Here is a 22,031-nt window from a genome sequence, read left to right on the forward strand (position 1 = left end):
TAAGATGGCAAAGGGTAAGAATTTCGGCGGCTTCGGCGGCGGCATGAACATGCAGGCAATGATGAAGCAGGCGCAGAAGATGCAGGAGAACATGCTCAAGGCACAGGAGGAGATCGCCGTCATGGAGACCACCGGCACGGCGGGCGGCGGCATGGTGACCGCAGTCGTTACCGGCACCTCCACGCTCAAGAGCATCGAGATCAAGCCGGATGTTGTCGATCCGGACGACATCGATATGCTTCAGGATCTCGTTGTCGCGGCGGTCAACGAGGCGCTCAAGGCGGCGACCGAGAAGTCGCAGAGCCAGATGTCTGCACTGACGGGCGGCCTCGGCGGCGGTCTGGGCGGCCTGCTGTAATGGATTACTTCGCACCACCGGTCGAGCGGCTGATCGAGGAGTTTGCCAGGCTGCCCGGCATCGGCCAGAAGAGCGCGCAGCGTCTGGCGTTCCATGTGCTCGATATGCCAAAGGAGGACGCGGAGCGCTTCGCGAGCGCCATCCGTGAGGCGAAGGAAAAGACCTTCACCTGCAAACGCTGTCAGAACCTCACGGACAGCGAGGAGTGCCCAATCTGCGCGGACAAGTCGCGCGACCAGAAGACCATCTGCGTCGTGGCAGACCCGCGCGACGTGATCGCCTTCGAGCGCACAAAGGAGTACCGCGGCCTGTACCATGTGCTTCACGGCACGCTCTCGCCGATGGGTCATGTCGGCCCGGACGATATCCGCATCCGCGAGCTGGTGCAGCGCATCGCCGACGAGGGCACCGAGGAGGTCATCCTCGCGACCAATCCGGACACCGAGGGCGAAGCGACCGCGATGTATATCTCGCGCCTGCTCCAGCCGTTCGGCATTAAAATCACGCGCCTTGCCTACGGCATTCCGGTCGGCGGACATCTCGAGTTCGTCGATGAGGTCACGCTCACACGCGCCCTCGAGGGCCGCCGGGAGCTGTAAGCGGCTCTCAATCTTGCTGTATATTGTGTAATATTATAAAATGACCAGCTTTGCCGGTCATTTTATACCTCGACTCAGCGCCCTTGGGGCGCGTCCGGGGGTATCAAAATTCGGTTTCTGCGGAACCGGATTTTGTAGATAGGGGGTATTGGATACCCCCTATCGCGCGCGAAGAGCGCAAAAAAACAGGAACAGCCGGGCTTTCGCCCAGCCGCTCCCGCAATAAAAGGTAGGATAGAGAGTAGAAAGCAAGAACATGTGGGGGGATCTTACGCTTTCCACATTTTTTATGATACGGAATAATTGTGTACATTCTGTGAACATTTCGCTGAAATTTATATTTGGGAGGAAAAAAGCCTGTGGCTGATCTGAAAAAAGAAATTGAAAATCGGCGCACATTTGCGATCATTTCGCATCCTGACGCCGGTAAAACGACCATAACCGAGAAATTCCTGCTGTACGGCGGAGCGATTCAGGAGGCCGGCATGGTCAAGGGCAAGAAGAACAGCCGCCATGCGGTTTCCGACTGGATGGAGATCGAGAAGCAGCGCGGTATTTCGGTCACATCCTCCGTCCTTCAGTTCCGCTACGAGGGCAAGTGCATCAACATTCTGGATACCCCGGGCCATCAGGACTTCTCCGAGGATACCTACCGCACGCTGATGGCGGCGGACGCCGCCGTCATGGTCATCGACGCATCCAAGGGCGTCGAGGCGCAGACGCGCAAGCTGTTCAAGGTCTGTGCGATGCGCGGCGTGCCGATCTTCACCTTCATCAACAAGATGGACCGCGAGGCGCGCGACCCGTATGAGCTGCTCGAGGACATCGAAAACGAGCTCGGCATCGGCACCTATGCCGTAAACTGGCCGATCGGCTCGGGCAAGCGCTTCAAGGGCGTGTACGACCGCATGGATGACGAGGTCATCGCCTTCGAGGGCGCGGACTTCCGCCACGAGGTCAAGGCGCAGCGCCTGTCCATTGATGACCCCATTCTCGAGGGTCTGCTGCCCGAGGATCAGTATCAGACGCTCATCGACGATGTGGAGCTGCTTTCCGGCGCGGGCGACGAGTTCGACCTCAAGGCCGTGCACGAGGGCAGGCTTTCGCCGGTATTCTTCGGCTCCGCTCTGACCAACTTCGGCGTCGAGCCGTTCCTGAAGAAGTTTCTTCAGATGACGCCGCCGCCGACTGCACGCACCGCGGACATCGGCGTGATCGACCCGTTCGACCCGCATTTCTCCGCATTCGTGTTCAAGATCCAGGCGAACATGAACAAGGCGCACCGCGACCGCGTCGCATTCATGCGCATCTGCTCAGGCAAGTTCGAGCGCGGTCAGGAGGTTCTCCACGTTCAGTCCGGCAAGAAAATGTCGCTCGCTGCGCCGCAGCAGCTGATGGCGCAGGACCGCTCGATCGTAGACGAGGCCTACGCAGGCGACATCATCGGCATTTTTGACCCGGGCGTGTTCTCCATCGGCGATACCGTGTGCGACCCCAAGCATAAGTGCGTGTTCTCCGGCATCCCGACCTTCGCGCCCGAGCTGTTCGCCGTCGTTCGCCAGAAGGACACCCTCAAGCGCAAGCAGTTCGTCAAGGGCGTTGAGCAGATCGCGCAGGAGGGCGCGATTCAGATCTTCCGTGAGCCGAATGCCGGCATGGAGTCGGTCATCGTCGGCGTTGTCGGCGTGCTCCAGTTCGAGGTGCTCGAGTACCGTCTGAAGAACGAGTACAATGTCGAGATCATCCGTGAGAACCTGCCGTATGAGCATGTCCGCTGGGTCGAGAACGACGAGGAGGACTTTGATGTGAAGCGCCTCCAGCTGACGAGCGACACCAAGATCGTCGAGGATCTCAAAGGCAACACGCTCCTGCTGTTCACCTCGCCGTGGAACATCACCTACGCGACCGACCACAATGAGGGCCTGCGTCTGGCGGAGTTCTCGGAAAACGCTTAATATAATCGAAGAATATGCTGCCGCGCGTTAGCGCGCATGAAATAGAAATCGCACAGCGATTTCAAAAAAACCGAGGACATGTGCCTCGGTTTTTTTTACTTCTGGAGGGAGAAAGTTTCCGCATGGGAACTTTCGGACGACTCGTGTTCTGCGCAGTCAGAACACAGCTTGTCAGCGAAACGTCAGTTTCGCGACAGCTAAGCGGCTGCTTTTTCGTTCAGCGAGACAAGCTCGGTGCCGGGATAGTAGTGCGCGAGGATCTCGCGGTAGTCCGCGCCGTTTTCGGCCATGTATTTCGCGCCGTACTGCGACAGACCGACGCCGTGGCCGTAGCCGATGGTGTGGAAGGTAAGCGAGTCATCAGCGGTCGTGACCGTGAAATTGGTCGAGCGCAGACCGAACAGCTCGCGCACCGCCGTACCCTCGACCGTGACGCCGCCGAGCTTTACGGTTTTGATGCCGCCGGCGTCCGAGCGGACCGAGGCCTTGAACCAGGCGGAGGGCGGGCCGGAAAGATCGGCGGCAGGGAAGGCGGAGCCGGCCTTTTCGCGGAAATCGTCCGCTGAAACAGTGACAGCGCTCTCGTAGCCGTCAAAAGCCGTGCCGCCGGGACTGACCACGCTTTGCAGGTAGGGGACATCCTCGCCCCAGACATCGGCGGCGGACTCGGTGCGTGGGCCGCTGACACAGTGAAACACCGCCGCGATGGGAGCGCCCTCGCTCGTCAGGATTTCGCCTTCGGTGTCGCGGACTGCCGCACGGATGGCGGAGAGTTCATCCGTGCCGAATACGGAGACTGCGGGACTGCGGTAGGCGGCGCAGTGGCGGTAATCGTCGCACAGATCGGCGTCGGGATGGGCGTCCGGGCGTCCGCGGGACAGCTTGCACAGCGCATAGGTTCGTGCGGCAACCGCCTGCGCGCGCAGCGCCTCACGCGGAAAATCTGCCGGGATCTCCGCGGCGGTGACGCCCTCTACATAGCTTTCGAGCGTAAGTTCGGTCGGTTTGCCGTCGATCTGCACAGTCAGCGTTTCGTTTTCGGAAACGGCCGCCGTTTCGGCGGCGCCTTCGGCAGATTCATGTGAAATATCCTGCGGCCAGAGCATGGGCAGCAGGAAAAGCGCCGCCACGAGCAGCACGGCGGTAAACAGCAGTCGGCGCACAGGTCTCATCTCCCTTCGTTCTTCTGGGACAGTATATGCAATGAGTCCGAAAAACAGGACACAAGCATACGGTTTTCTATTGACATTGCTTCTGATTTGAAGTATTATGGAATTAAGAAAGAACGAACAGATGTTCGATAACGAAGGTACGAACGGGAGGTACAACATGGAACTCTGCAAAATGGCTCAGGAATACCGCCGCAACACGGCGCTGCTCGAACTGCGCAAGAAACAGCTTCTGGCGGCAAAGCGTCACGCGAAGCAGTACGAGGTGAAATACAGGCTGATGCGGCGCATCCGCACGCTGAACGAAATGATAAACGAGAGCCGTCTGGCGGCGTTCGAAATGGAGAATTATTATGAAAAGGAGGGGGCGTATGTCGGGCGAACGGCAGTATGACCGCTGTGCATATGAAAGCTATATTCGCGATCTCGGACAGGAGGACAGCACGCTGCGCGCGGCGTTCCGGACGGCATTTTTCGAGGCGATGCGCAGCGAACTGACCGCGCGGCAGTACGAGGTGCTGCGGCTGGAGACGGTCGAGGGGATGAACGGCAAGGAGGTCGCGGCGCGTCTCGGCATCACGCAGTCTGCGGTTTCGCGGCACAAGTCGCGCGGCATGAAGCGGCTTCGATCGCTGCTCTCGTATAACCTCGAGCTGCTCTAAGGGGGACGCTGTCCCCCTTAGATACGCCCCCGGTTCCTGACGAAACCGGGGGCGATAACCCCCTCTCGTCCGCACAGCGGACGAGGCCGCGCCGCCGCGGCGCGGGCAGAGGTAAGAAAGTCAGGTACACGCCCCGACTTTCTTGGAGATTTTTAAGCGGCGCTCCGCGGAGCGCCTGTCCTGCCTGTTTTGCCGAAGGCAAAATGCGGCAGGAGAAAGCGCGCAAAGCGCGCAAAAGGCACGCCGTCGGCGTGCCTTTTATTTGATAGCTTTCGGACGTCCGTGTTCTGCGGAGTCAGAACACAGCTTGTCGGGAAAACGAAGTTTTTCGACTGCTTAAAAGAAAAACGCGACATCAGGCCGCGCATTTGCACCGCCCCGTCGCGTTTCTTGGCAATAAATAAAAACGGCGGCAGGGAGTAGTCTCAAACCTACCACCGAACTTGTGAACACATTATACATCGATTCCCGGCCGGACGGCAAGATAAAAAATTCACAAAATCGAGTTTACACCTTTTCAACATTTGTACAAAATTACAGGACGGTTACAGGCCGTCCTGCGCGCAACGGAAGCACGCAGGAAAAGAGCGCGTTTTTCGGTAGAAAAGATAGAGATTTTACGCGGATTTCTCTTTACAAAAGGCATGCGGTGTGTTATCCTATATATACTGTTGCCCCATGCTTAGCTGTCGGATAACCGGACGCGTTCCTATCGCTCCATTTCACCAAGCCGCGGCCCAGCCTGAGGGTACAAAAATCATATTTTCGAAAGGTGAAAACGAACATGATCCGTAAGGAAGACAAGACTGCCGTTATCGAGGCAAACCGCACCCACGCTACCGACACCGGTTCCCCGGAGGTTCAGGTTGCAATTCTGACCGCCCGCATCAAGGAGCTCACCGAGCACCTGAAGGTACACAAGAAGGACAACCACTCCCGCCGCGGCCTGCTGAAGATGGTTGGTCAGCGCCGTTCCATGCTGGCTTACCTGCAGAAGAAGGACATCAACCGCTACCGCGCTCTGATCGCTAAGCTGGGTATCCGTAAGTAAGAAACGTTTTATAGGGGAGCAGTCTGCTCCCCTGTTTCTATACCTGCGAAAAAAGCATCTGCTTTCCCCAAGGAAGTTTATCAACCGGGCGGCATAAACCTGCTTTTTAGCGTTTGAAAGAGGGACGAGGGCAGCTTCGCTCCTGTTTCAAGTGCTAAAAGCCGGTGCCGCCCTCCAAAAATCAAAGGAGGAAACAAAATGGCAAATATCAACCACTTTGACTTCAAAAACTACCGCGTTTTTGAGACCGAGATCGCCGGCCGCAAGCTGACCGTCGAGACCGGCAAGATGGCGCAGCTGGCAAACGGCTCTTGCCTCGTCCGCTACGGCGAGACCGCAGTCCTCGTTACCGCCACCGCATCCGCAAAGCCGCGCGACGGCATCGACTTTTTCCCGCTCTCCGTTGACTTCGAGGAGCGCATGTACGCCGTAGGCCGCATCCCCGGCTCCTTCATGCGCCGCGAGGGCCGTCCGTCCGAGAAGGCGATCCTGTCCTCCCGTCAGATCGACCGCCCGATGCGTCCGCTGTTCCCGAAGGACCTGCGCAACGACGTTTCCATCGTCTGCACCGTTCTCGAGAACGATTATGACAACTCTCCCGAGGTAGTCGCTCTGCTGGGCGCTTCCATCGCGGTCTCCATCTCCGACATCCCGTTCGACTACGTTGTAGCCGGCTGCCAGGTCGGCATCGTCGACGGCAAGACCGTCATCAACCCGACCTCCGAGCAGCGCAAGGTTTCCGAGATGGATGTTACCCTGTGCGCGACCAAGGACAAGATCGTCATGATCGAGGCCGGCGCGAAGGAAGTTCCGGAGGACGAGATGTTTAACGCCCTCATGGAGGCTCATGAGGAGCTGAAAAAGGTCTGCGCGTTCATCCAGTCCATCAAGGACGAGATCGGCAAGCCGAAGTTCGAGTATGAGCATCACGACATCGACCACGACCTGTTCGACAAGCTCGAGGCAGAGTGCAACGACAAGTTCGAGGCCGCTATGGATACCGACGACAAGACCGTCCGCGACGCAGGCGTTCGCGAGATCGTTGACGCATTCGAGGCGACCCTGTCCGACGAGTACAAGGAAGAGCACGACGCAAACCTCGCTGAGTGCGTAGACAAGCTTCAGAAGAAGATCGTCCGCCGCTGGCTGGCAAACGGCAAGCGCGTCGACGGCCGCGGCATGGAGGAAGTCCGTCCGCTGGCTGCTGAGGTTCACGTTCTGCCGCGCGTTCACGGTTCCGGCATGTTCACCCGCGGTCAGACCCAGGTTCTGACGCTCTGCACCCTCGGCACGCTGGGCGATGCACAGGAGCTCGACACCATCTTCGAGGAGAAGGAAAAGCGTTATATCCATCACTACAACTTCCCGTCCTTCTCTGTTGGCGAGACCCGTCCGTCCCGCGGCCCCGGCCGTCGTGAGATCGGTCACGGCGCTCTGGCTGAGCGCGCTCTGCTGCCGGTCATCCCGCCGGTAAGCGAGTTCCCGTACGCTCTGCGTCTGGTTTCCGAGGTCATCTCCTCCAACGGCTCCACTTCTCAGGGCTCTGTCTGCGGTTCCACGCTGGCTCTGATGGATGCAGGCGTTCCGATCAAGGCGCCGGTTGCCGGCATTTCCTGCGGTCTGATCACCGACGGCGGTCAGGAGACCACCTTCACCGATATTCAGGGCGTTGAGGACTTCTACGGCGACATGGACTTCAAGGTAGCTGGTACCAAGAAGGGCATCACCGCGATTCAGGTCGACATCAAGGTCGACGGCCTGACCCCGAACATCATCAAGCAGGCGTTCGAAAAGTGCCGCGTTGCCCGTTACGGCATTCTGGACGAGATCATGCTTAAGGCTATCCCGCAGCCGCGTGAGGATGTTTCCGACTGGGCTCCGAAGATGACCACCATGCACATCAACCCGGACAAGATCCGCGAAGTTATCGGCAAGGGCGGTTCTGTGATCCAGAACATCGTTGCTGAGTCCGGCGCAAAGGTCGACATCGAGGACGACGGCACCGTCACCATCGCCGCTGTCAAGGCGACCGACGCTGACAAGGCAAGAAAGATGATCGAAGCGATCGTCAAGGAGCCGGAGCCGGGCGAGATCTACTACGGCAAGGTCGTTCGCCTGATGAACTTCGGCGCGTTCGTCAACCTGCTGCCGGGCAAGGACGGCATGGTTCACATTTCCAAGATGGCTGACCACCGCATCGAGAAGGTCGAGGACGCTGTCAAGGAAGGCGACATGGTCTGGGTCAAGGTCATGGAGATCGACGACAAGGGCCGCGTAAACCTGTCCATGAAGGACGTAAAGCCGGAAGAAAAGGTCAAGTAATCCGGTCTGAAATAAAAAAAGGGCTTCAGTGCGAAACGTGCTGAAGCCTTTTCCTTTTTATTTTATCATATCCTGTCGGCTCATGAAATTGTTTCCCTTTCAAAAGACGGGGGAACTGTGCTATAATGGAATGCAAAGAAAAATCGACGGAAGGGAAGGACAAGCCTATGACCTCTGTGCTGCTGCCCGAGGGCGAGCTGCGCGTGGCGCGGTGCGATACACTTGACAAGCTGATCGCGGTCGGTGACGGCGACGCTGCGCTGCTTTACCTTTATATCCTGCGTCACGGCAGCGAGGACGGCCGGACGGCTGCGCGTGCGCTCCATTTATCCGACGAGCGCTACGAGCGCGCGGCGTTCACGCTCAACAATCTGAGCGCGCCGGCTGCCGAGACGAAAAATACCGAAAAGAGCGAAAATGCCGCGCCGCAGTACACAGCAGCCGAGCTTCGCCGCGCACGAAACGAGGACGGCGAGTTCTCCGCTGTATGCGATGCCGCGGAGAATGCCTTCGGCCGCGCGCTCACCGAGGGCATGCTGCGCAGCCTGCTGACCGCCTATGACCATCTCGGACTGGACGGCGGCGCGATCATCGAGCTGCTCAGCTACCTCAAGAACGAAAAGGGCGAGGTGCGCCTGTCCGACATCAAGCGCGAGACCTATCAGTGGGCGGACATGGGCATCGTCAACGCGCAGGACGCGCAGCAGTATCTGGCGCGGCGCGTCAACGAAAAGCCGTTCATCGAGGCGCTCTACCGTGCGCTCGGCGCGGACCCGGCGCAGCCGGCCCCCAAGGAGCAGCGCGTCTGCCGCTTTGCGCTCGCGCACGGCTTCCCGGCGGAGTCGGTCGAGCTGGCTGTCCGCCGCACCGAGGCGCATCAGGGCCATCGCAGTCTGGATTATACGCTCGGCATCCTGCGCCAGTGGGAAAAGAGCGGCGTACATACTATCAGCGAGATCACGGCGCTCGAGCCGGAGAGCCGCACGGCGGCGGTCGCTGTCGGCCAGACCGAGGCGCAGCCGACGGACAGCGGTACGCTCGCGGACTGGGAGCAGGCATGGCTCGCGCAAAAGGAAGAGATCAGACGGAGAATGAAGGAGGCGGAAGCGAATGGCTTATGATAGGAAACTGCTTTCTGCGGCGCGCAGGGAGCTGGAGCGCGACCGCGAGGCGCATGAGGACGAGCTGGAGGCGCGCCGCCGGGACGTCTATGCAAGGGAGCCGCGTATCCGCGCCATCGACCGCGAGCTTTCTGCGACCGCTATTCAGGTGCTCCGCGCGGCGCTCGAGCAGGGAAGTGACCCGGAAAAGGCGATCGCGTCGCTGCGGGAACGCAACCTGGGTTTGCAGGAGGAGCGTTCGCGCCTGCTGCGCGGTCTGGGTCTGCCGGCCGACTGGCTGACGAACAGGCCGATGTGCGAAAAATGCGGCGACACCGGATATGAGGGCGCGGCGACCTGCGAATGCGTCAAGCGCCGCTATGCCCGTCTGCTCAAGCAGCAGCTTTCCTCCGTTCTTCCCATCGAGGATCAGAATTTTGAAAAGTTCAATCTCAGCTATTACTCGCCGCGGATCGACCCGAATATGCACGACTCACCGCTGGAAAACATAAAGGTCAATCTGTTTGAGTGCAAGGCATATGCACGGAATTTCGGCGAAAACTCGCCCAATCTGCTGCTGTACGGCTCGACCGGACTCGGCAAGACCTTCCTCTCCACCTGCGTGGCGGAAGCGGTCTCGGCGCGCGGCTTTTCGGTCGCCTACGACACCGCCATCAACATCATCGCCGCCTACGAGACCATCAAGTTCGGCAACGGCGACGGCGCGGCGGCGGCGGAGCGCGCGGCGCGGTATGAGCGCGCCGACCTGCTCATCATCGACGACATGGGCACCGAAATGGGCACCGCGTTCACGGTCTCCGCACTCTACAACCTCATCAACAACCGCCTGATGGCGCACCGTCCGATGATCGTCAACACCAATCTGCTGCCCGACGAGCTGAAAAAGCGCTATTCGCCTGCCGTGGCGTCGCGCCTGCTCGGCGAATTCAAGCAGCTGCGCTTTTTCGGAGACGACATCCGCATGCTCAAGAGCCGGATGCACAACCGTTAAAAATCTTTCAAAGACTGTTCAAAAACTGTTCACACATTACGGGGCGAAGTGCGGTATACTGACATTGTCAGCAAGGGAAGCCGCAATCCCGAAGCTGACGACCTACCGATCTTTTTATTTCTCTTTTTTACCCCCTTTTATTTTGTGAATGACGGAAAACGCCCCGAACTCGTTCCCCCGCGAGCCGGGGTGTTTTTCTGTCCGTTTGCAGGAAAATGTGCTCTGATCGCCGCGTCAGCGCTGTTAAGAATTTTTCAAAGACTGTTCAAAAACGGTTCACACATCGGCGCGGAAAGTGCGGTATACTGAATATGTCGAAAGGAAGTTCCCCCTTCTTCCGATCGACAGACAAGTTTGATTCTTTTTTCTTTTTCTTTTCCCCTCTTTTTTCGAACAGCGAAAGCGCTCCGCAGATCCGGCATCCCCCTGCCGGGTGCGGAGCGTTTTCGTCTGTCCGGAGGGGCGTTTTTCCGCCGAAACAAATCTTTCAAACTCTGTTCAAAAACTGTTCACACATTGTGGCGCGGAGTGCGGTATACTAACATTGTCAGCAAGGGAAGCCGCAATCCCGATGAAGCTGACGACCTACCGATCTTTTTATTTCTCTTTTTTACCCCCTTTTTCAAATCTGTATACTGGATGAGCAGGCACCGTTTTCGCTTCCCCCGGCGAGACGGTGCTTTCTCGTTGCTTTCAAAAATAAAAGGGGCGGCTCTGCTTGCGAAAAAGAGAGGAATAGGGTATACTGATACATAGCAAGAAACGATATGTTAGGAGATGTTTTATATGGGTTGCTCGCACAACTGCGACAGCTGTTCGTCGAACTGCGGCGGCGAGAAGAGCCTCAAGGTCGCGGCTAACAAGGCTGCGACCGTCCGCAAGGTGATCGGCGTTGTTTCCGGCAAGGGCGGCGTAGGCAAGAGCCTGCTGACTTCGATGATGGCGGTCGGCATGACGCGCAAGGGCTACACCTGCGGCGTGCTGGATGCCGACATTACCGGTCCGTCCATCCCCAAGACCTTCGGCGTGCACGACAAGCTCGAGGGCTGCGAGGAGGGCATCATCCCGGCACGCAGCGAGGGCGGCGTGCAGATGATCTCGATCAATCTGGTTCTGCCGAACGAGGATGACCCGGTCATCTACCGCGGTCCGATTATCGCGGAGACCGTCAAGCAGTTCTGGTCGGACGTTGTATGGGAGGACGTAGACTTCCTGTTCGTCGACATGCCTCCCGGCACGGGCGACGTACCGCTGACCGTATTCCAGTCCCTGCCGGTAGACGGCATCATCGTCGTCACCTCTCCGCAGGATCTGGTCTCCATGATCGTCGGCAAGGCGGTCAAGATGGCCAAGATGATGAACATTCCGGTGCTCGGCATCGTCGAGAACTACAGCTATCTGGAGTGCCCGGACTGCGGCAAGCATATTTCCGTCTTTGGCGAGAGCCATGTAGACGAGGTCGCGGCGCACTACGAGCTGCCGGTTCTGGCCAAGCTGCCGATCGATCCGAAGCTTGCTGAGGCGGTCGACGCCGGCAAGATCGAGGACGCGAAGCTGCCGGACGCACTTTCCGGCGCGCTTTCGACCGTGGAGGGTCTGTTATGAACATCGGCGTAGCATTCGACGAAGGTCAGATCGCGGCCAACCTCGGCTCCTGCAAACAGGTGCTCGTCGTCACGACCGAGGGCCGTGAGCCGGTCAGCAAGCACATGGCGGAGGTGCGCGGCACCTCGACGACCGACCTCATCAAGCTCGCGAGCATGGAGCAGATCGATGTGCTGATCTGCGGCTCGCTCGGCCTCGCCATCCGCAACGCGCTCGAGATGATCGGCGTGCTGCTCGTGCCCGGCTGCGAAGGCCCGGCCGAGGAGGCGGTAGCGAAGTTCCTCGTGGGCGAGAAGCAGGGCGACCCGACCCTGCTCGAGATCGGCCGCGAGGAGGACCCGGATGACCCGATGGCGTGCATGCATGACTGCGCGAAGTGCTCCGGCTGCGGCCCGAGCGAGCTGCTGAAGAGCATCCCGGCCGAAGAGGTCAAGTAAGCTGTCGGGAAATCGCAGTTTTTCGACAGTCTAACCGCGGCGGAGAATATCTGCCGCGGTTTTTGTCTGTTTTTACAATAACTGGGTGCGATGCCTGTGCAAAACAGCAATATCTTTTGTGTTCCTGTTCTGCTATACTGGAAGCAGGATAGAGAATGCAAAGGAGGGATTCCTATGAGTATGTTTTTCGCAGACGCGCCCGAAATGCAGACGCTCTCTGCGCCTTTCCCGTGGCGGCGGTATTTCGCGCGGAAATTCGACTTCGCGCTGTACGGTCTCCTGTGGAGCCTTGCGGCGCAGTGGGGGCTGCGGCTCAACATCGGCGGCTTGTATGCCATGCTGAATGTGCTGAGCATCATGGTCGGCGTGGTGCTCATGGTCGTTATCGAGCCGTTCCTGCTGCATTTCTGGGGAACAACGCCCGGAAAGTGGCTGTTCGGCATGGAGATACGCACGCCGAACGGCGAAAAGCTCGCCATCCGTACCGGCTTTTACCGCACGTGGCAGGTGTTCACCGGGGGCATGGGCTGGGTTATTCCCATCTGGAGCTGGTACAGGCTGTATAAGAGCTATCAGGCGATCACGGCAGGCGAGCCGCCGTGGGACATTGACAACGGCTGCCATATCGTCATGCACGAGCGCAAGACGAAATGGTACCGCGTGCTGGCGTTCCTGTTCGCGTGGCTGCTCGTTCTTGCGGCGGAAGTCGGCATCAGCCTGTACGCCGACCTGCCGCGAAACACCGGACGGCTGACTTTTGCACAGTATGTGGATAACTGCAATAATGTGCTGAAATACCATGAACTCGGGCGCTCGATGCTTCCGGACGGCAGTCTCGGTCAGGGCTGGGACTCCGAGGGCGGCATCATCACGATTGACAGCGCGACGTACACGCCCGAGGTCACGGCGGAGACCGACGCGGACGGCTATGTGACGGCGGTCGAGCTGCATATCGACACGGATGATGTCGTCATCGGGACGGGCACGGACGTCAAGGAAATGCTGTACTACGGCTATGCGCTGCCGCACGAAAAGAAAACGATGCTCGCGATGACCGATGAGATGCTCCAGAACACCGAGGATTTTACGGCGACGCTCGGCTCGCTGACCATCACGCAGAAGGTCACATTCGAGAACTGCACCGTGATAGGCGAGGGCGAGAACAGGATCTACTGGCCCGAAGAGGGAAAAACCGGCCATTATACGATGGACCTCCGCATCGCGGAAAACTGATAAAAACTGGAACAGAAGGGCTGTCCGCCGAGTGCGGACAGCTCCTTTTATCTGCACGGACGAAAATATTCCCAACAAAACCGGAAATTTATCAAAAAATGATGATGCAATTTGCCATGTCCTGTTGTATAATAAGGTTATCATCGGAAAATCGGGTCGACAGACCCTATGGAACGAAAGGACTTCTGAAATGGACAATATGACTGCCGCCCTTGTTGGCGGCCTGTTTGACGAAAGCGGCATTTCCGCTTACGCGCGTCCGGTGCTGTTCGGTACGGCAGGCGACGCGGTGCGGGATGCGCTGCCGGATGCAGTGGAAAAGTGCTATTTTGTACATGACGACCGGGAGCCGGCGCTCGACGGCGCGGAGAGCCTTGCGCTCGACGAGACCAACCGCTTCGCCTCGCTGAAGGCGCTGCCGGAATGCGGTCATGTGCTGGTGCTCGCGGCGCCGTTCGGCCTCGCGGAGGAGGACGCGCTCTTCCATCTGGCGGAGACGCATGTCACGACCGGCTACGGCGTCAGCGTGCTCGCAGCCGAGCAGCAGGGCTTTGACGCGGAGGGTCAGCCTGTTCCGCGCGATACGCACTGCTTCGCGGCGCTGTTCACCTATGAGATGCTCATGAAGGCGCTCGAGAGCGGCGCGGCGGATCTGGACGGTCTGGTCGCGGCGGCTGTCGCGGCAGGCGCGCAGAAGGGCGTCGCCGTCACCAACAAGATCTACGCCATCAACGACGGCGCTGCGGCCTTCATGGCGCAGGTCACGATGATGCAGCGCATCAACTTCGGACTGATCAAAAAGGGCGTGCAGATCTTCGATCCCACGAACACCTATATCGCACCCGACGCGGACATCGCGCCCGGCGCGGTCATCCTGCCCGGCTGCCACATCCGCCCCGGCTGCAAGGTCGGCGCAGGCGCGGTCATCGGCCCGAACTCCATCCTCGAAAAGGCGGAGATCGGCGCGGGCACCACGGTCAACAGCTCGCAGGTCTATGAGTCGAAGGTCGGCGAAAAGGCAACGGTCGGCCCGTTCGCCTATATCCGCCCGCAGTGCGTGGTCGGCGACGGCTGCCGCATCGGCGACTTCGTTGAGCTGAAAAAGTCGACGATCGGCAACGGCACCAAGGTCTCGCATCTGACCTATATCGGCGACGCGACGGTCGGCGAGCGCGTTAACTTCGGCTGCGGCACGGTGGTCGTCAACTACGACGGCTATGTCAAGAACCAGACCGTCATCGGCGACGACTGCTTCATCGGCTGCAACACCAATCTGGTCTCCCCGGTCAAGCTGGGCGACCGCGTGTTCACCGCGGCCGGCACCACGGTCACCAAGGACGTACCGGACGGTGCGCTCGCGGTCGCGCGCGCGCGTCAGACCACGCTCGACGGCTGGAATGACCGCCGCCGTGCAGCGCATGAAAAGAAATAACAGATACAGATAAATAAATCACCGGATAAAAAATACTATGACGGAGGCAAATCAATGATTTCTCACGGAAAAAATATCAAAATTTTCTCCGGCAACTCCCATCCTGCGCTTGCGATGCAGATCGCATCCGCTCTGGGTCTGCCGCTCGGCAAGGCAACCATCTCGACCTTCGCTGACGGCGAGATCTCGGTTTCGATCTCGGAGTCCGTTCGCGGTTCTGACGTATTCCTCGTTCAGTCCACCTGCGGCCCGGTCAACAACAACCTGATGGAGCTGCTCATCATGATCGACTCGTGCAAGCGTGCCTCGGCAGGCCGTATCACCGCGGTCATCCCGTATTTCGGCTACGCACGCCAGGACCGCAAGAGCAAGGCGCGCGACCCGATCTCCGCGAAGCTCGTAGCGAACCTCATCACCGCAGCAGGCGCAGACCGCGTGCTGACCATGGACCTGCACGCAGCGCAGATCCAGGGCTTCTTTGACATTCCGGTGGATAATATGCTCGGCTCGTCCGTGCTCATCCCGTACATCGCCGGCAAGTTCGGCGTCGGCACCGAGGACACCGTTATCGTATCTCCCGATCTGGGTTCTGTTACCCGTGCGCGCAAGTTCACCCAGAAGCTCGACATGCCGCTCGCGATCATCGACAAGCGCCGCCCGAAGGCGAACGTTTCCGAGGTCATGAACATCATCGGCAACGTCAAGGGCAAGAAGTGCATTCTGGTCGACGACCTGATCGACACCGCAGGCACCCTCGTGCATGCAGCTGAGGCGCTCGTAGAGCGCGGCGGCGCGACCGAGGTCTATGCGTGCGCAAGCCACGGCGTTCTGTCCGGCCCGGCGATCGAGCGCATCAAGGAGAGCCCGATCAAGGAGCTGACCATCCTCGACACCATTCCGCTGACGAGCGAGAAGAAGCTCGACAACATCAACGTGCTGTCCGTCGCGCCGGTATTCACCGAGGCGATCGCACGCATCTACGAGGAGACCTCGGTTTCTACCCTGTTCGACTGAGCTGCCGCTTTCGATTGAAACCACGGTTTCAATCGAGGATTGACGAAAAACCGCGTCCTGCGGACACATTTTTTCGTCCCTTGTATAATTTCCGTGATACATGCTCCCGGAAATTATGAATTTGCTTTGCAAATTCTATTTTATGCGTGCTGCGCACGAAGCGCGCGGCATGAACTTAATCTTATGGATGGAATAGCTGCTGCACAGTTTGCAGCAGCTATTTTTATATTTTCAGAAAGAGGTATCTATGAAGATTTTAACCATCGGCGATGTCGTCGGCGAGGCCGGCCTTGACGCGCTGCACGCGCTGCTGCGCAGGATAAAGCGCGATACCGGCGCGGATTTTGTCATCGTCAACGGCGAGAACGCCGCCGGGAACGGCGTGCTGCCGCGGCAGGCAGAGGACATCTTTGATGCCGGGGCGGATGTGGTGACGCTCGGCAATCATGCCTTCGGCAAGCAGCAGATCGTTCCGTATCTCGACGAGCACAGCGACATCCTGCGTCCGGCCAACCTCGCGCCGCAGAGCCCGGGGCAGGGCTGGGGCATTTTTGACGGCCCGCAGGGCAGCCGCCTGCTCGTCATCGACCTGATCGGCCGCTGCGATATGAAATACGGCCCGGACAACCCGTTCCTGTGCGTCGACCGCATTTTGAAGGAAAACGAGGGCCGGTATGACGTCGCCCTCGTCGAGTTCCACGCGAACGCCACGAGCGAAAAGCTCGCGATGGGGTATTATCTGGACGGCCGCGTTTCCGCCGTCTGGGGCACGCATACCCATGTGCAGACCGCGGACGAGCGCGTCAACCCGAAGGGGACCGGCTATATCACCGATCTCGGCATGACCGGCCCGTATCATTCCGTGCTCGGCGTGCGCATCGAGCAGTCTATCGCCATGTTCCGCGGCGATCTGACCGAGTATTTCAAGACCGCGCCGGGCGACTGCGCGGTGTCGGGCGCGGTGTTCGAGATCGAGCGCGGCGGAAAATGCGTATCGGTCGAGCGGGTGTGGAAGGAATACAAGGTCCGCTGAGGCTGTGCGCAGATGCGCATTCCCGCGGACAAGTGTCCGTGACAAGAAAGCACTCGAAATATAGAATACTTTTGTACATTCTGCAAGAAGTTGAAGTGGAACTTGCAAAATTGCGCAAAATCGGTTGACGAGACCGAGGGTTTTGCGGTATGCTATATACGAACAACAATGGGCCTTAGGTACTGACCGCCAAGGCTATGGACAGCATCGGGAGCTGTTTTGGGAAGAGCGCTTCCGGTGTGTAAGGAGGAATATACTGATGAACTCGCTGCTCAAGAAATTCACGTTCTCAGAGGAACTGACCGACGTGATCGAAAACTGCAAGGGCGTTTCCGTGCCGACCAGCAAGGCAGAGCTGTACGACATGGTATTCGGTCCCGAGCATGCTGATGTGTACGACGTTGTATTTGATGTACCCGGCAAGGGTCTGTTCAAGGAAGCGGACGTTGTCCGCTGCAAGAACGGTGCATCCGTTAACTTCACCGAGGACTACATGCGCCGCCGCGAGCCGGACTGCATGCGCATCGCGGACGACAAGCCGACCGACAAAAAGCGCTTTGCTGACGTTTACGGCTACAAGTTCGACAAGCTGCGTCAGGAGACCATGGAATGGTTCAAGACGCAGGAGCTCATTCTGATGCCGTTCAATTCCGGCGGCAACGAATACGGCTACGGCTCTATGCTCGTCTGCCCGAAGCAGTGCGCGTTCTTCGCCTTCGCGCTGGCACATCTTCAGGGTTTTGTCAACGCTGAGGAGACCGAGGGCTACAAGCCGCGCGCCATCATCTACGTTGCGCCCCCGTTCCGTCACACCCATTTCGAGGGCAAGCAGGTCGTCGTCCACAACCGTCTGGACGATTGCCACGAAGTATTTTCCTACAACCTTTATCCGGGTCCGTCCGCGAAGAAGGGCGTTTACTCGGTTCTGCTCGACATCGGCGAGCAGGAGGGCTGGACCACCTGCCATACCTCCGCAGGCCGTCTGATCACCCCGTATGAGAACGAGCTGGTCATCATGCACGAGGGCGCCTCGGGCGGCGGCAAGAGCGAGATGCTTCAGGACATCGCGCGCGAGCCGGACGGCGAGGTCCTCCTCTCCACCAACACGGTAACGGGCGAGAAGACCTACCTGCACATCGGCTCCACCTGTAAGATCGAGCCGGTATGCGACGATATGGCGACCTGCTACCCGACGGTTCAGAACAAGTCGGGCAAGCTCGTGCTCGTCGACGGCGAGGACGGCTGGTTCCTCCGCATGGACGGCGTAACCCATTACGGCTGCGACCCGGTTTACGAGCGCATCTGCACCGAGCCGAAGGAGCCGCTGTGCTTCTTCAACATGGAAGGCCATCCGGGCGCGACCCTGCTGATCTGGGAGCACACGCTGGATTCCAACGGCAAGCCGTGCTCCAATCCGCGCGCCATCGTTCCGCGCTGGGACGTTCCGAACATCGTCAAGGAGCCGGTAGAAGTAGACGTACGCTCCTTCGGCGTCCGTATGCCTCCCTCCACCCGTGACAACCCGAACTACGGCATCATGGGCATGCTGCATATCATTCCGCCGGCACTGGCATGGCTGTGGCGTCTGATCGCGCCGCGCGGCTTCAACAACCCGTCCATCGTCACCGGCAATGAGCTCAAGAGCGAGGGCGTAGGTTCCTACTGGCCGTTCGCGACCGGCAAGCGCGTTGCACAGGCAAACCTGCTGCTGCATCAGATCGTGGACAGCCCGAACACCCGTTATGTGCTCATCCCGAACCAGCACATCGGCGTATACAAGGTCGGCTTCGCGGCTGAATGGATCTCCCGTGAGTATCTGGCCCGCCACGGCGGCGCCAAGATCCGCAGAGAGCATCTGGAGCCGGCGCGCTGCCCGCTGCTCGGCTATGCGATGAAGGATCTGACCATCGACGGCCAGAAGATCCGCTCCAAGTACCTGCGCGTCGATACGCAGGACCGCGTAGGCACCGACGGCTACGACGCAGGCGCGAAGATCCTGACCGATTTCTTCCGCAAGGAGCTGGCAAAGTTCGATACGCCGGAGCTCGATCCGCTCGGCAAGCAGATCATCGACTGCTTCATGAACGGCGGCAAGCTCGAGGACTTCGAGGCGATCACCCCGACCGGCCTTTAATAGACATCAAAAAAGAGAGACTTTTCAGTCTCTCTTTTTTTGTCGGCGCAGCCGACGCTTTCCTGATGATCTGTGTCTTGCCTGCGCGGAGCACGGCCGTCCGAAAGCTCCCGTGCGGAGGCTTTCCCCCTGTAAAAGCACGAAAACCGAGGCGCATTGCCCCGGTTTTCCTTTTTTATGCGTTGCCGTACTGCTCGGCGAGCTGCTGGCTGATGAACTGGCGTGCGGTGCGCGGCGAACGGCCGTTGCGGCGCAGCGCAAAGCGCTCAGCGAGCAGGTGCAGCTCGTCCCGCTCGAGCGCAAGACCGCTCTCGTCGGCGAGCTGCTCGACGATGTACAGATATTCGTCCTTGTCCGGAACGGAGAAGGTGATCTCGAGACCGAAGCGGTCGGACAGGGAGGTGACGGTTTCGAGCGTGTCGCGAACGCGGACGTCGTCGCCCTGACGGTCGGCCATGCTTTCGCGGATGAGGTGGCGGCGGTTGGAGGTCGCGTAGATGACAAGGTTGGACGGCTTGCCGGCGAGACCGCCCTCGATGAACGCCTTGAGGGCCGCGAAATTGTCGTCCTCACGGTCAAAGGTCAGGTCGTCGAGGAATACAATAAAGCGGAACGGCGAGCGGAGCGTCTGCTCGAACAGTTTGGGGAAGCAGGTGATATGGCGCGGCGACATCTGGATGATCTTGAGGCCGCGGTCGGCATACTCGTTGGCGACCGCCTTGACGGTCGAGGATTTGCCGGTGCCCTTGTCGCCGTAGAGCAGGATGTTGTTCGCGTCCTTGCCGTCGAGGAAGGCGCGGGTATTCTGGAGCACCTGCTTTTTCTGGCGTTCGTAGCCCGGCAGGTCATGCAGGCGGATGGTGTCGGGATGGACGATCGGGAGCGCCGAGCCGTCGTCCTGCATGGAGAACGCAGAGGACTGCGCGAAAAAGCCGTAGCCCTCGCTCCGGTAGTAGCCGGCAAGCTCCGCGCCGGTGGTGAACGGAAGCGCGGCGGACGGCGCGAAATCGGGCAGCGAACGCAGCGCATCCGCATCAAAATGCAGAGCTGCCGCCTCGCACAGCTGACTGCCGGAGAGAGCGAGCAGGCCGTTCAGCACCTCGATGTCGTGGGTCGCGGCGGCAAGCAGCGCATCCGCCGGGGCGTCGATCGTGTCGGTCAGCGTGTTGACGTCAAAGTGGACCGCGTTCAGAAAGGAGCGGGGAATATCGCCGCAGGCGAAGCGTGCCGCGCACAGCGCACCGTAGCGGTCCGCGAAATCGGCCGCAGAGCGGTCAAAGGCGGAAAGCGTCTCGGCGTATGCGTTCACGAGCGGGAGCCTGAGTACGCCGCGCAGAACGGAAAGCGCGTGCAGACGCAGAGAAAGGTCGGAAAGTTGCATGGGTGACACCTCTTTATATATTTTACGTTGCTTTTAGGATAACACACCCGGACACGGTTTTCAACATAAGATGAAAGAGAAAAGTTCACGTGCACGGAAAATCTGAATGCACGGAAACATCCACAGGCTGTGGACAACGGGAGGCGCTGATATGAATTTTGCTCTGCTGGTCTGTCGGGGACAGACCGAGGCTTCGGGGATGCAGCATCAGCTCGGGCGGCTCGGCATTCCTGCGGAGGTAGTGAGGCCGCCGCGTCACACACGCACCGAATCCTGCGGCTGGGCGGTGCGCATCGAGGCACGGCAGACCGGGGAAGCGCTCGCGCGGCTGCGCGTGCTGGGGATCGTGCCCTGCCGCATAGAATACGAGGGGGAGAAAGGATGAACTATCTGGACAACGCCGCGACGACGCTCGTCAAGCCGCGCGCGGTCGGGGAAGCGGTGCATCGTGCGCTCACAGGCGCCGCCGGGTACGCGAGGGGCAGCTATGCGGCGGCGCAGCGCGCAGGAGACCTCGTGTACGACTGCCGCGAGCAGGCGGCGGCACTGTTCGGCCTGTACGACCCGTCGCGCGTCGTATTTACGCAGAATGCCACGCACGCGCTCAACATCGCCATCCATGCACTCGCGAGACCGGGGATGAAGGTCGCGGTGAGCGGCTTCGAGCACAACGCGGTCATGCGGCCGCTCGCGCTGCACGGCATCGACCCGGCCGTGCTGCACACGCCGCTCTGGCAGCCGGAGCGCATGGTGCAGGAGGTCAGAAGGGCGCTCGGGGAAGGGACGGAGCTGTTCATCCTGAACCATGTTTCCAACGTGTTCGGTGCGGTCTGTCCGCTCGACGAGATCGGGCGGCTGCTGAGCGCGGCCGACGTGCCGCTCATTCTGGACGCCTCGCAGTCGGCAGGCGTTCTCGAGCTCGATGTCTCGCGCTGTCCCTGCCTCGCGGCGGTGTGCATGCCCGGTCACAAGGCGCTGTACGGCCCGATGGGGACGGGACTGCTGCTCGCGCTCGATGACCGTCTGGCCTCGCGTCCGCTCATGGCAGGCGGCACGGGCAGCCTGTCGGAAAGCATGAACCAGCCGGATTTTCTGCCGGACGCGCAGGAGAGCGGCACGCCCAACGTCCCCGGCATCGCCGGGCTTGCCGCCGGTATCCGCTTCGTGCGCTCGGTCGGCGCGGCGAACATCGCCGCACATGAGAGAAAACTCGTGCGCGAGCTTGCCCGGGCGCTCGAGGCGAACGAAAGGCTCGAGGTATTCAGCCATCCCTCGCAGACCGGCGTGCTCTCGGTCCGCGTCAAGGGCGTTCCTGCGGAGCAGGCTGCCGCGCAGCTGGCGGACGCAGGCATCGCCGTGCGCGCCGGTCTTCACTGCGCTCCGCTCGCCCACCGCACCGCAGGCACGGAGGAGACCGGCACAGTCCGTCTGTCTTTCTCCTTTTATTCGACGCCGGGGCAGGCTGAGCAGGCGGCCGAAGCTTTCAAATTGGTAAAAAAATTGTGAACGCGCTATACAGAAAGAAGGATTTGTG

The 22,031-nt window shown here is 59.7% G+C and carries 20 protein-coding genes; 18 read left to right on the forward strand and 2 right to left on the reverse strand.

The features are described from left to right. Positions 1–4 precede the first annotated feature (4 nt). The 3 genes from H8S02_RS03190 (at position 5) to H8S02_RS03200 (ending at position 2,912) form a co-directional block, all read left to right on the forward strand. On the forward strand, positions 5–358 hold the full coding sequence (locus H8S02_RS03190) for a YbaB/EbfC family nucleoid-associated protein (protein WP_118683913.1): 354 nt from the start codon (positions 5–7) through the stop codon (positions 356–358). Next, positions 358–957, forward strand: coding sequence for a recombination mediator RecR (gene recR / locus H8S02_RS03195; protein WP_186969268.1), 600 nt, complete (start codon positions 358–360; stop codon positions 955–957). Before H8S02_RS03190 ends, recR begins: the two co-directional genes overlap by 1 nt. Positions 958–1,316: 359 nt before the next feature. Continuing rightward, complete coding sequence (locus H8S02_RS03200; RefSeq protein ID WP_186969269.1) at positions 1,317–2,912, forward strand: peptide chain release factor 3; 1,596 nt, start codon at positions 1,317–1,319, stop codon at positions 2,910–2,912. Positions 2,913–3,109: 197 nt separating this feature from the next. On the opposite strand, the gene spoIID is transcribed toward H8S02_RS03200, so the two are convergent. Further along, on the reverse strand, positions 3,110–4,075 hold the full coding sequence (gene spoIID, locus H8S02_RS03205) for a stage II sporulation protein D (protein ID WP_186969270.1): 966 nt from the start codon (positions 4,073–4,075) through the stop codon (positions 3,110–3,112). A gap of 166 nt (positions 4,076–4,241) precedes the next feature. Between spoIID and H8S02_RS03210 the strand changes: the two genes are divergently transcribed. The 13 genes from H8S02_RS03210 to H8S02_RS03270 all read left to right on the forward strand — a co-directional run bounded on the left by H8S02_RS03210 (position 4,242) and on the right by H8S02_RS03270 (position 19,116). Continuing rightward, positions 4,242–4,475 (forward strand): hypothetical protein, encoded by a 234-nt coding sequence (locus H8S02_RS03210; RefSeq protein WP_186969271.1) that lies wholly within the window; start codon positions 4,242–4,244, stop codon positions 4,473–4,475. Continuing rightward, a complete protein-coding gene (locus H8S02_RS03215; protein ID WP_186969272.1) occupies positions 4,453–4,743 on the forward strand; it encodes a sigma-70 family RNA polymerase sigma factor in 291 nt (96 codons plus the stop codon). Before H8S02_RS03210 ends, H8S02_RS03215 begins: the two co-directional genes overlap by 23 nt. 784 nt (positions 4,744–5,527) lie before the next feature. Beyond that, positions 5,528–5,794 carry a 30S ribosomal protein S15 gene (gene rpsO, locus H8S02_RS03220; RefSeq protein ID WP_110435855.1) on the forward strand — a complete coding sequence of 89 codons (267 nt, stop codon included), beginning with the start codon at positions 5,528–5,530 and terminating at the stop codon, positions 5,792–5,794. Positions 5,795–5,992: 198 nt separating this feature from the next. Further along, positions 5,993–8,116, forward strand: coding sequence for a polyribonucleotide nucleotidyltransferase (locus H8S02_RS03225; protein WP_186969273.1), 2,124 nt, complete (start codon positions 5,993–5,995; stop codon positions 8,114–8,116). Between the two features lie 125 nt (positions 8,117–8,241). After that, positions 8,242–9,237, forward strand: a complete 996-nt coding sequence (locus H8S02_RS03230) for a DnaD domain protein (protein ID WP_207722052.1) — start codon at positions 8,242–8,244, stop codon at positions 9,235–9,237. Continuing rightward, entirely contained in the window at positions 9,227–10,228 is a 1,002-nt protein-coding gene (locus tag H8S02_RS03235) for an ATP-binding protein (RefSeq protein WP_186969275.1), read from the forward strand. Before H8S02_RS03230 ends, H8S02_RS03235 begins: the two co-directional genes overlap by 11 nt. Positions 10,229–11,014: 786 nt before the next feature. Beyond that, positions 11,015–11,833 (forward strand): Mrp/NBP35 family ATP-binding protein, encoded by an 819-nt coding sequence (locus tag H8S02_RS03240; RefSeq protein WP_118723132.1) that lies wholly within the window; start codon positions 11,015–11,017, stop codon positions 11,831–11,833. Further along, positions 11,830–12,270, forward strand: coding sequence for a NifB/NifX family molybdenum-iron cluster-binding protein (locus tag H8S02_RS03245; RefSeq protein WP_186969276.1), 441 nt, complete (start codon positions 11,830–11,832; stop codon positions 12,268–12,270). Before H8S02_RS03240 ends, H8S02_RS03245 begins: the two co-directional genes overlap by 4 nt. A gap of 174 nt (positions 12,271–12,444) precedes the next feature. Continuing rightward, complete coding sequence (locus tag H8S02_RS03250) at positions 12,445–13,503, forward strand: RDD family protein (RefSeq protein WP_186969277.1); 1,059 nt, start codon at positions 12,445–12,447, stop codon at positions 13,501–13,503. 190 nt (positions 13,504–13,693) lie between these two features. Further along, on the forward strand, positions 13,694–14,935 hold the full coding sequence (locus tag H8S02_RS03255) for a DapH/DapD/GlmU-related protein (protein WP_186969278.1): 1,242 nt from the start codon (positions 13,694–13,696) through the stop codon (positions 14,933–14,935). A gap of 54 nt (positions 14,936–14,989) precedes the next feature. Continuing rightward, positions 14,990–15,949 carry a ribose-phosphate pyrophosphokinase gene (locus H8S02_RS03260; RefSeq protein WP_118683885.1) on the forward strand — a complete coding sequence of 320 codons (960 nt, stop codon included), beginning with the start codon at positions 14,990–14,992 and terminating at the stop codon, positions 15,947–15,949. 247 nt (positions 15,950–16,196) lie between these two features. Then, positions 16,197–16,982, forward strand: a complete 786-nt coding sequence (locus tag H8S02_RS03265; RefSeq protein ID WP_186969279.1) for a TIGR00282 family metallophosphoesterase — start codon at positions 16,197–16,199, stop codon at positions 16,980–16,982. A 259-nt stretch (positions 16,983–17,241) separates the two neighbouring features. Continuing rightward, positions 17,242–19,116 (forward strand): DUF4914 family protein, encoded by a 1,875-nt coding sequence (locus H8S02_RS03270; RefSeq protein WP_186969280.1) that lies wholly within the window; start codon positions 17,242–17,244, stop codon positions 19,114–19,116. 175 nt (positions 19,117–19,291) lie between these two features. Here the strand turns inward: H8S02_RS03270 and H8S02_RS03275 are convergent, their stop codons facing one another. After that, positions 19,292–20,497, reverse strand: a complete 1,206-nt coding sequence (locus H8S02_RS03275; RefSeq protein ID WP_186969281.1) for an ATP-binding protein — start codon at positions 20,495–20,497, stop codon at positions 19,292–19,294. 151 nt (positions 20,498–20,648) lie between these two features. Between H8S02_RS03275 and H8S02_RS03280 the strand changes: the two genes are divergently transcribed. Beyond that, positions 20,649–20,882 (forward strand): putative Se/S carrier-like protein, encoded by a 234-nt coding sequence (locus tag H8S02_RS03280; RefSeq protein ID WP_118683877.1) that lies wholly within the window; start codon positions 20,649–20,651, stop codon positions 20,880–20,882. Next, complete coding sequence (locus tag H8S02_RS03285) at positions 20,879–22,003, forward strand: aminotransferase class V-fold PLP-dependent enzyme (protein ID WP_186969282.1); 1,125 nt, start codon at positions 20,879–20,881, stop codon at positions 22,001–22,003. Before H8S02_RS03280 ends, H8S02_RS03285 begins: the two co-directional genes overlap by 4 nt. Positions 22,004–22,031: the final 28 nt, after the last annotated feature.

It is taken from the genome of Agathobaculum hominis (genome assembly GCF_014288055.1).
GTDB lineage: Bacteria > Bacillota > Clostridia > Oscillospirales > Butyricicoccaceae > Agathobaculum > Agathobaculum hominis.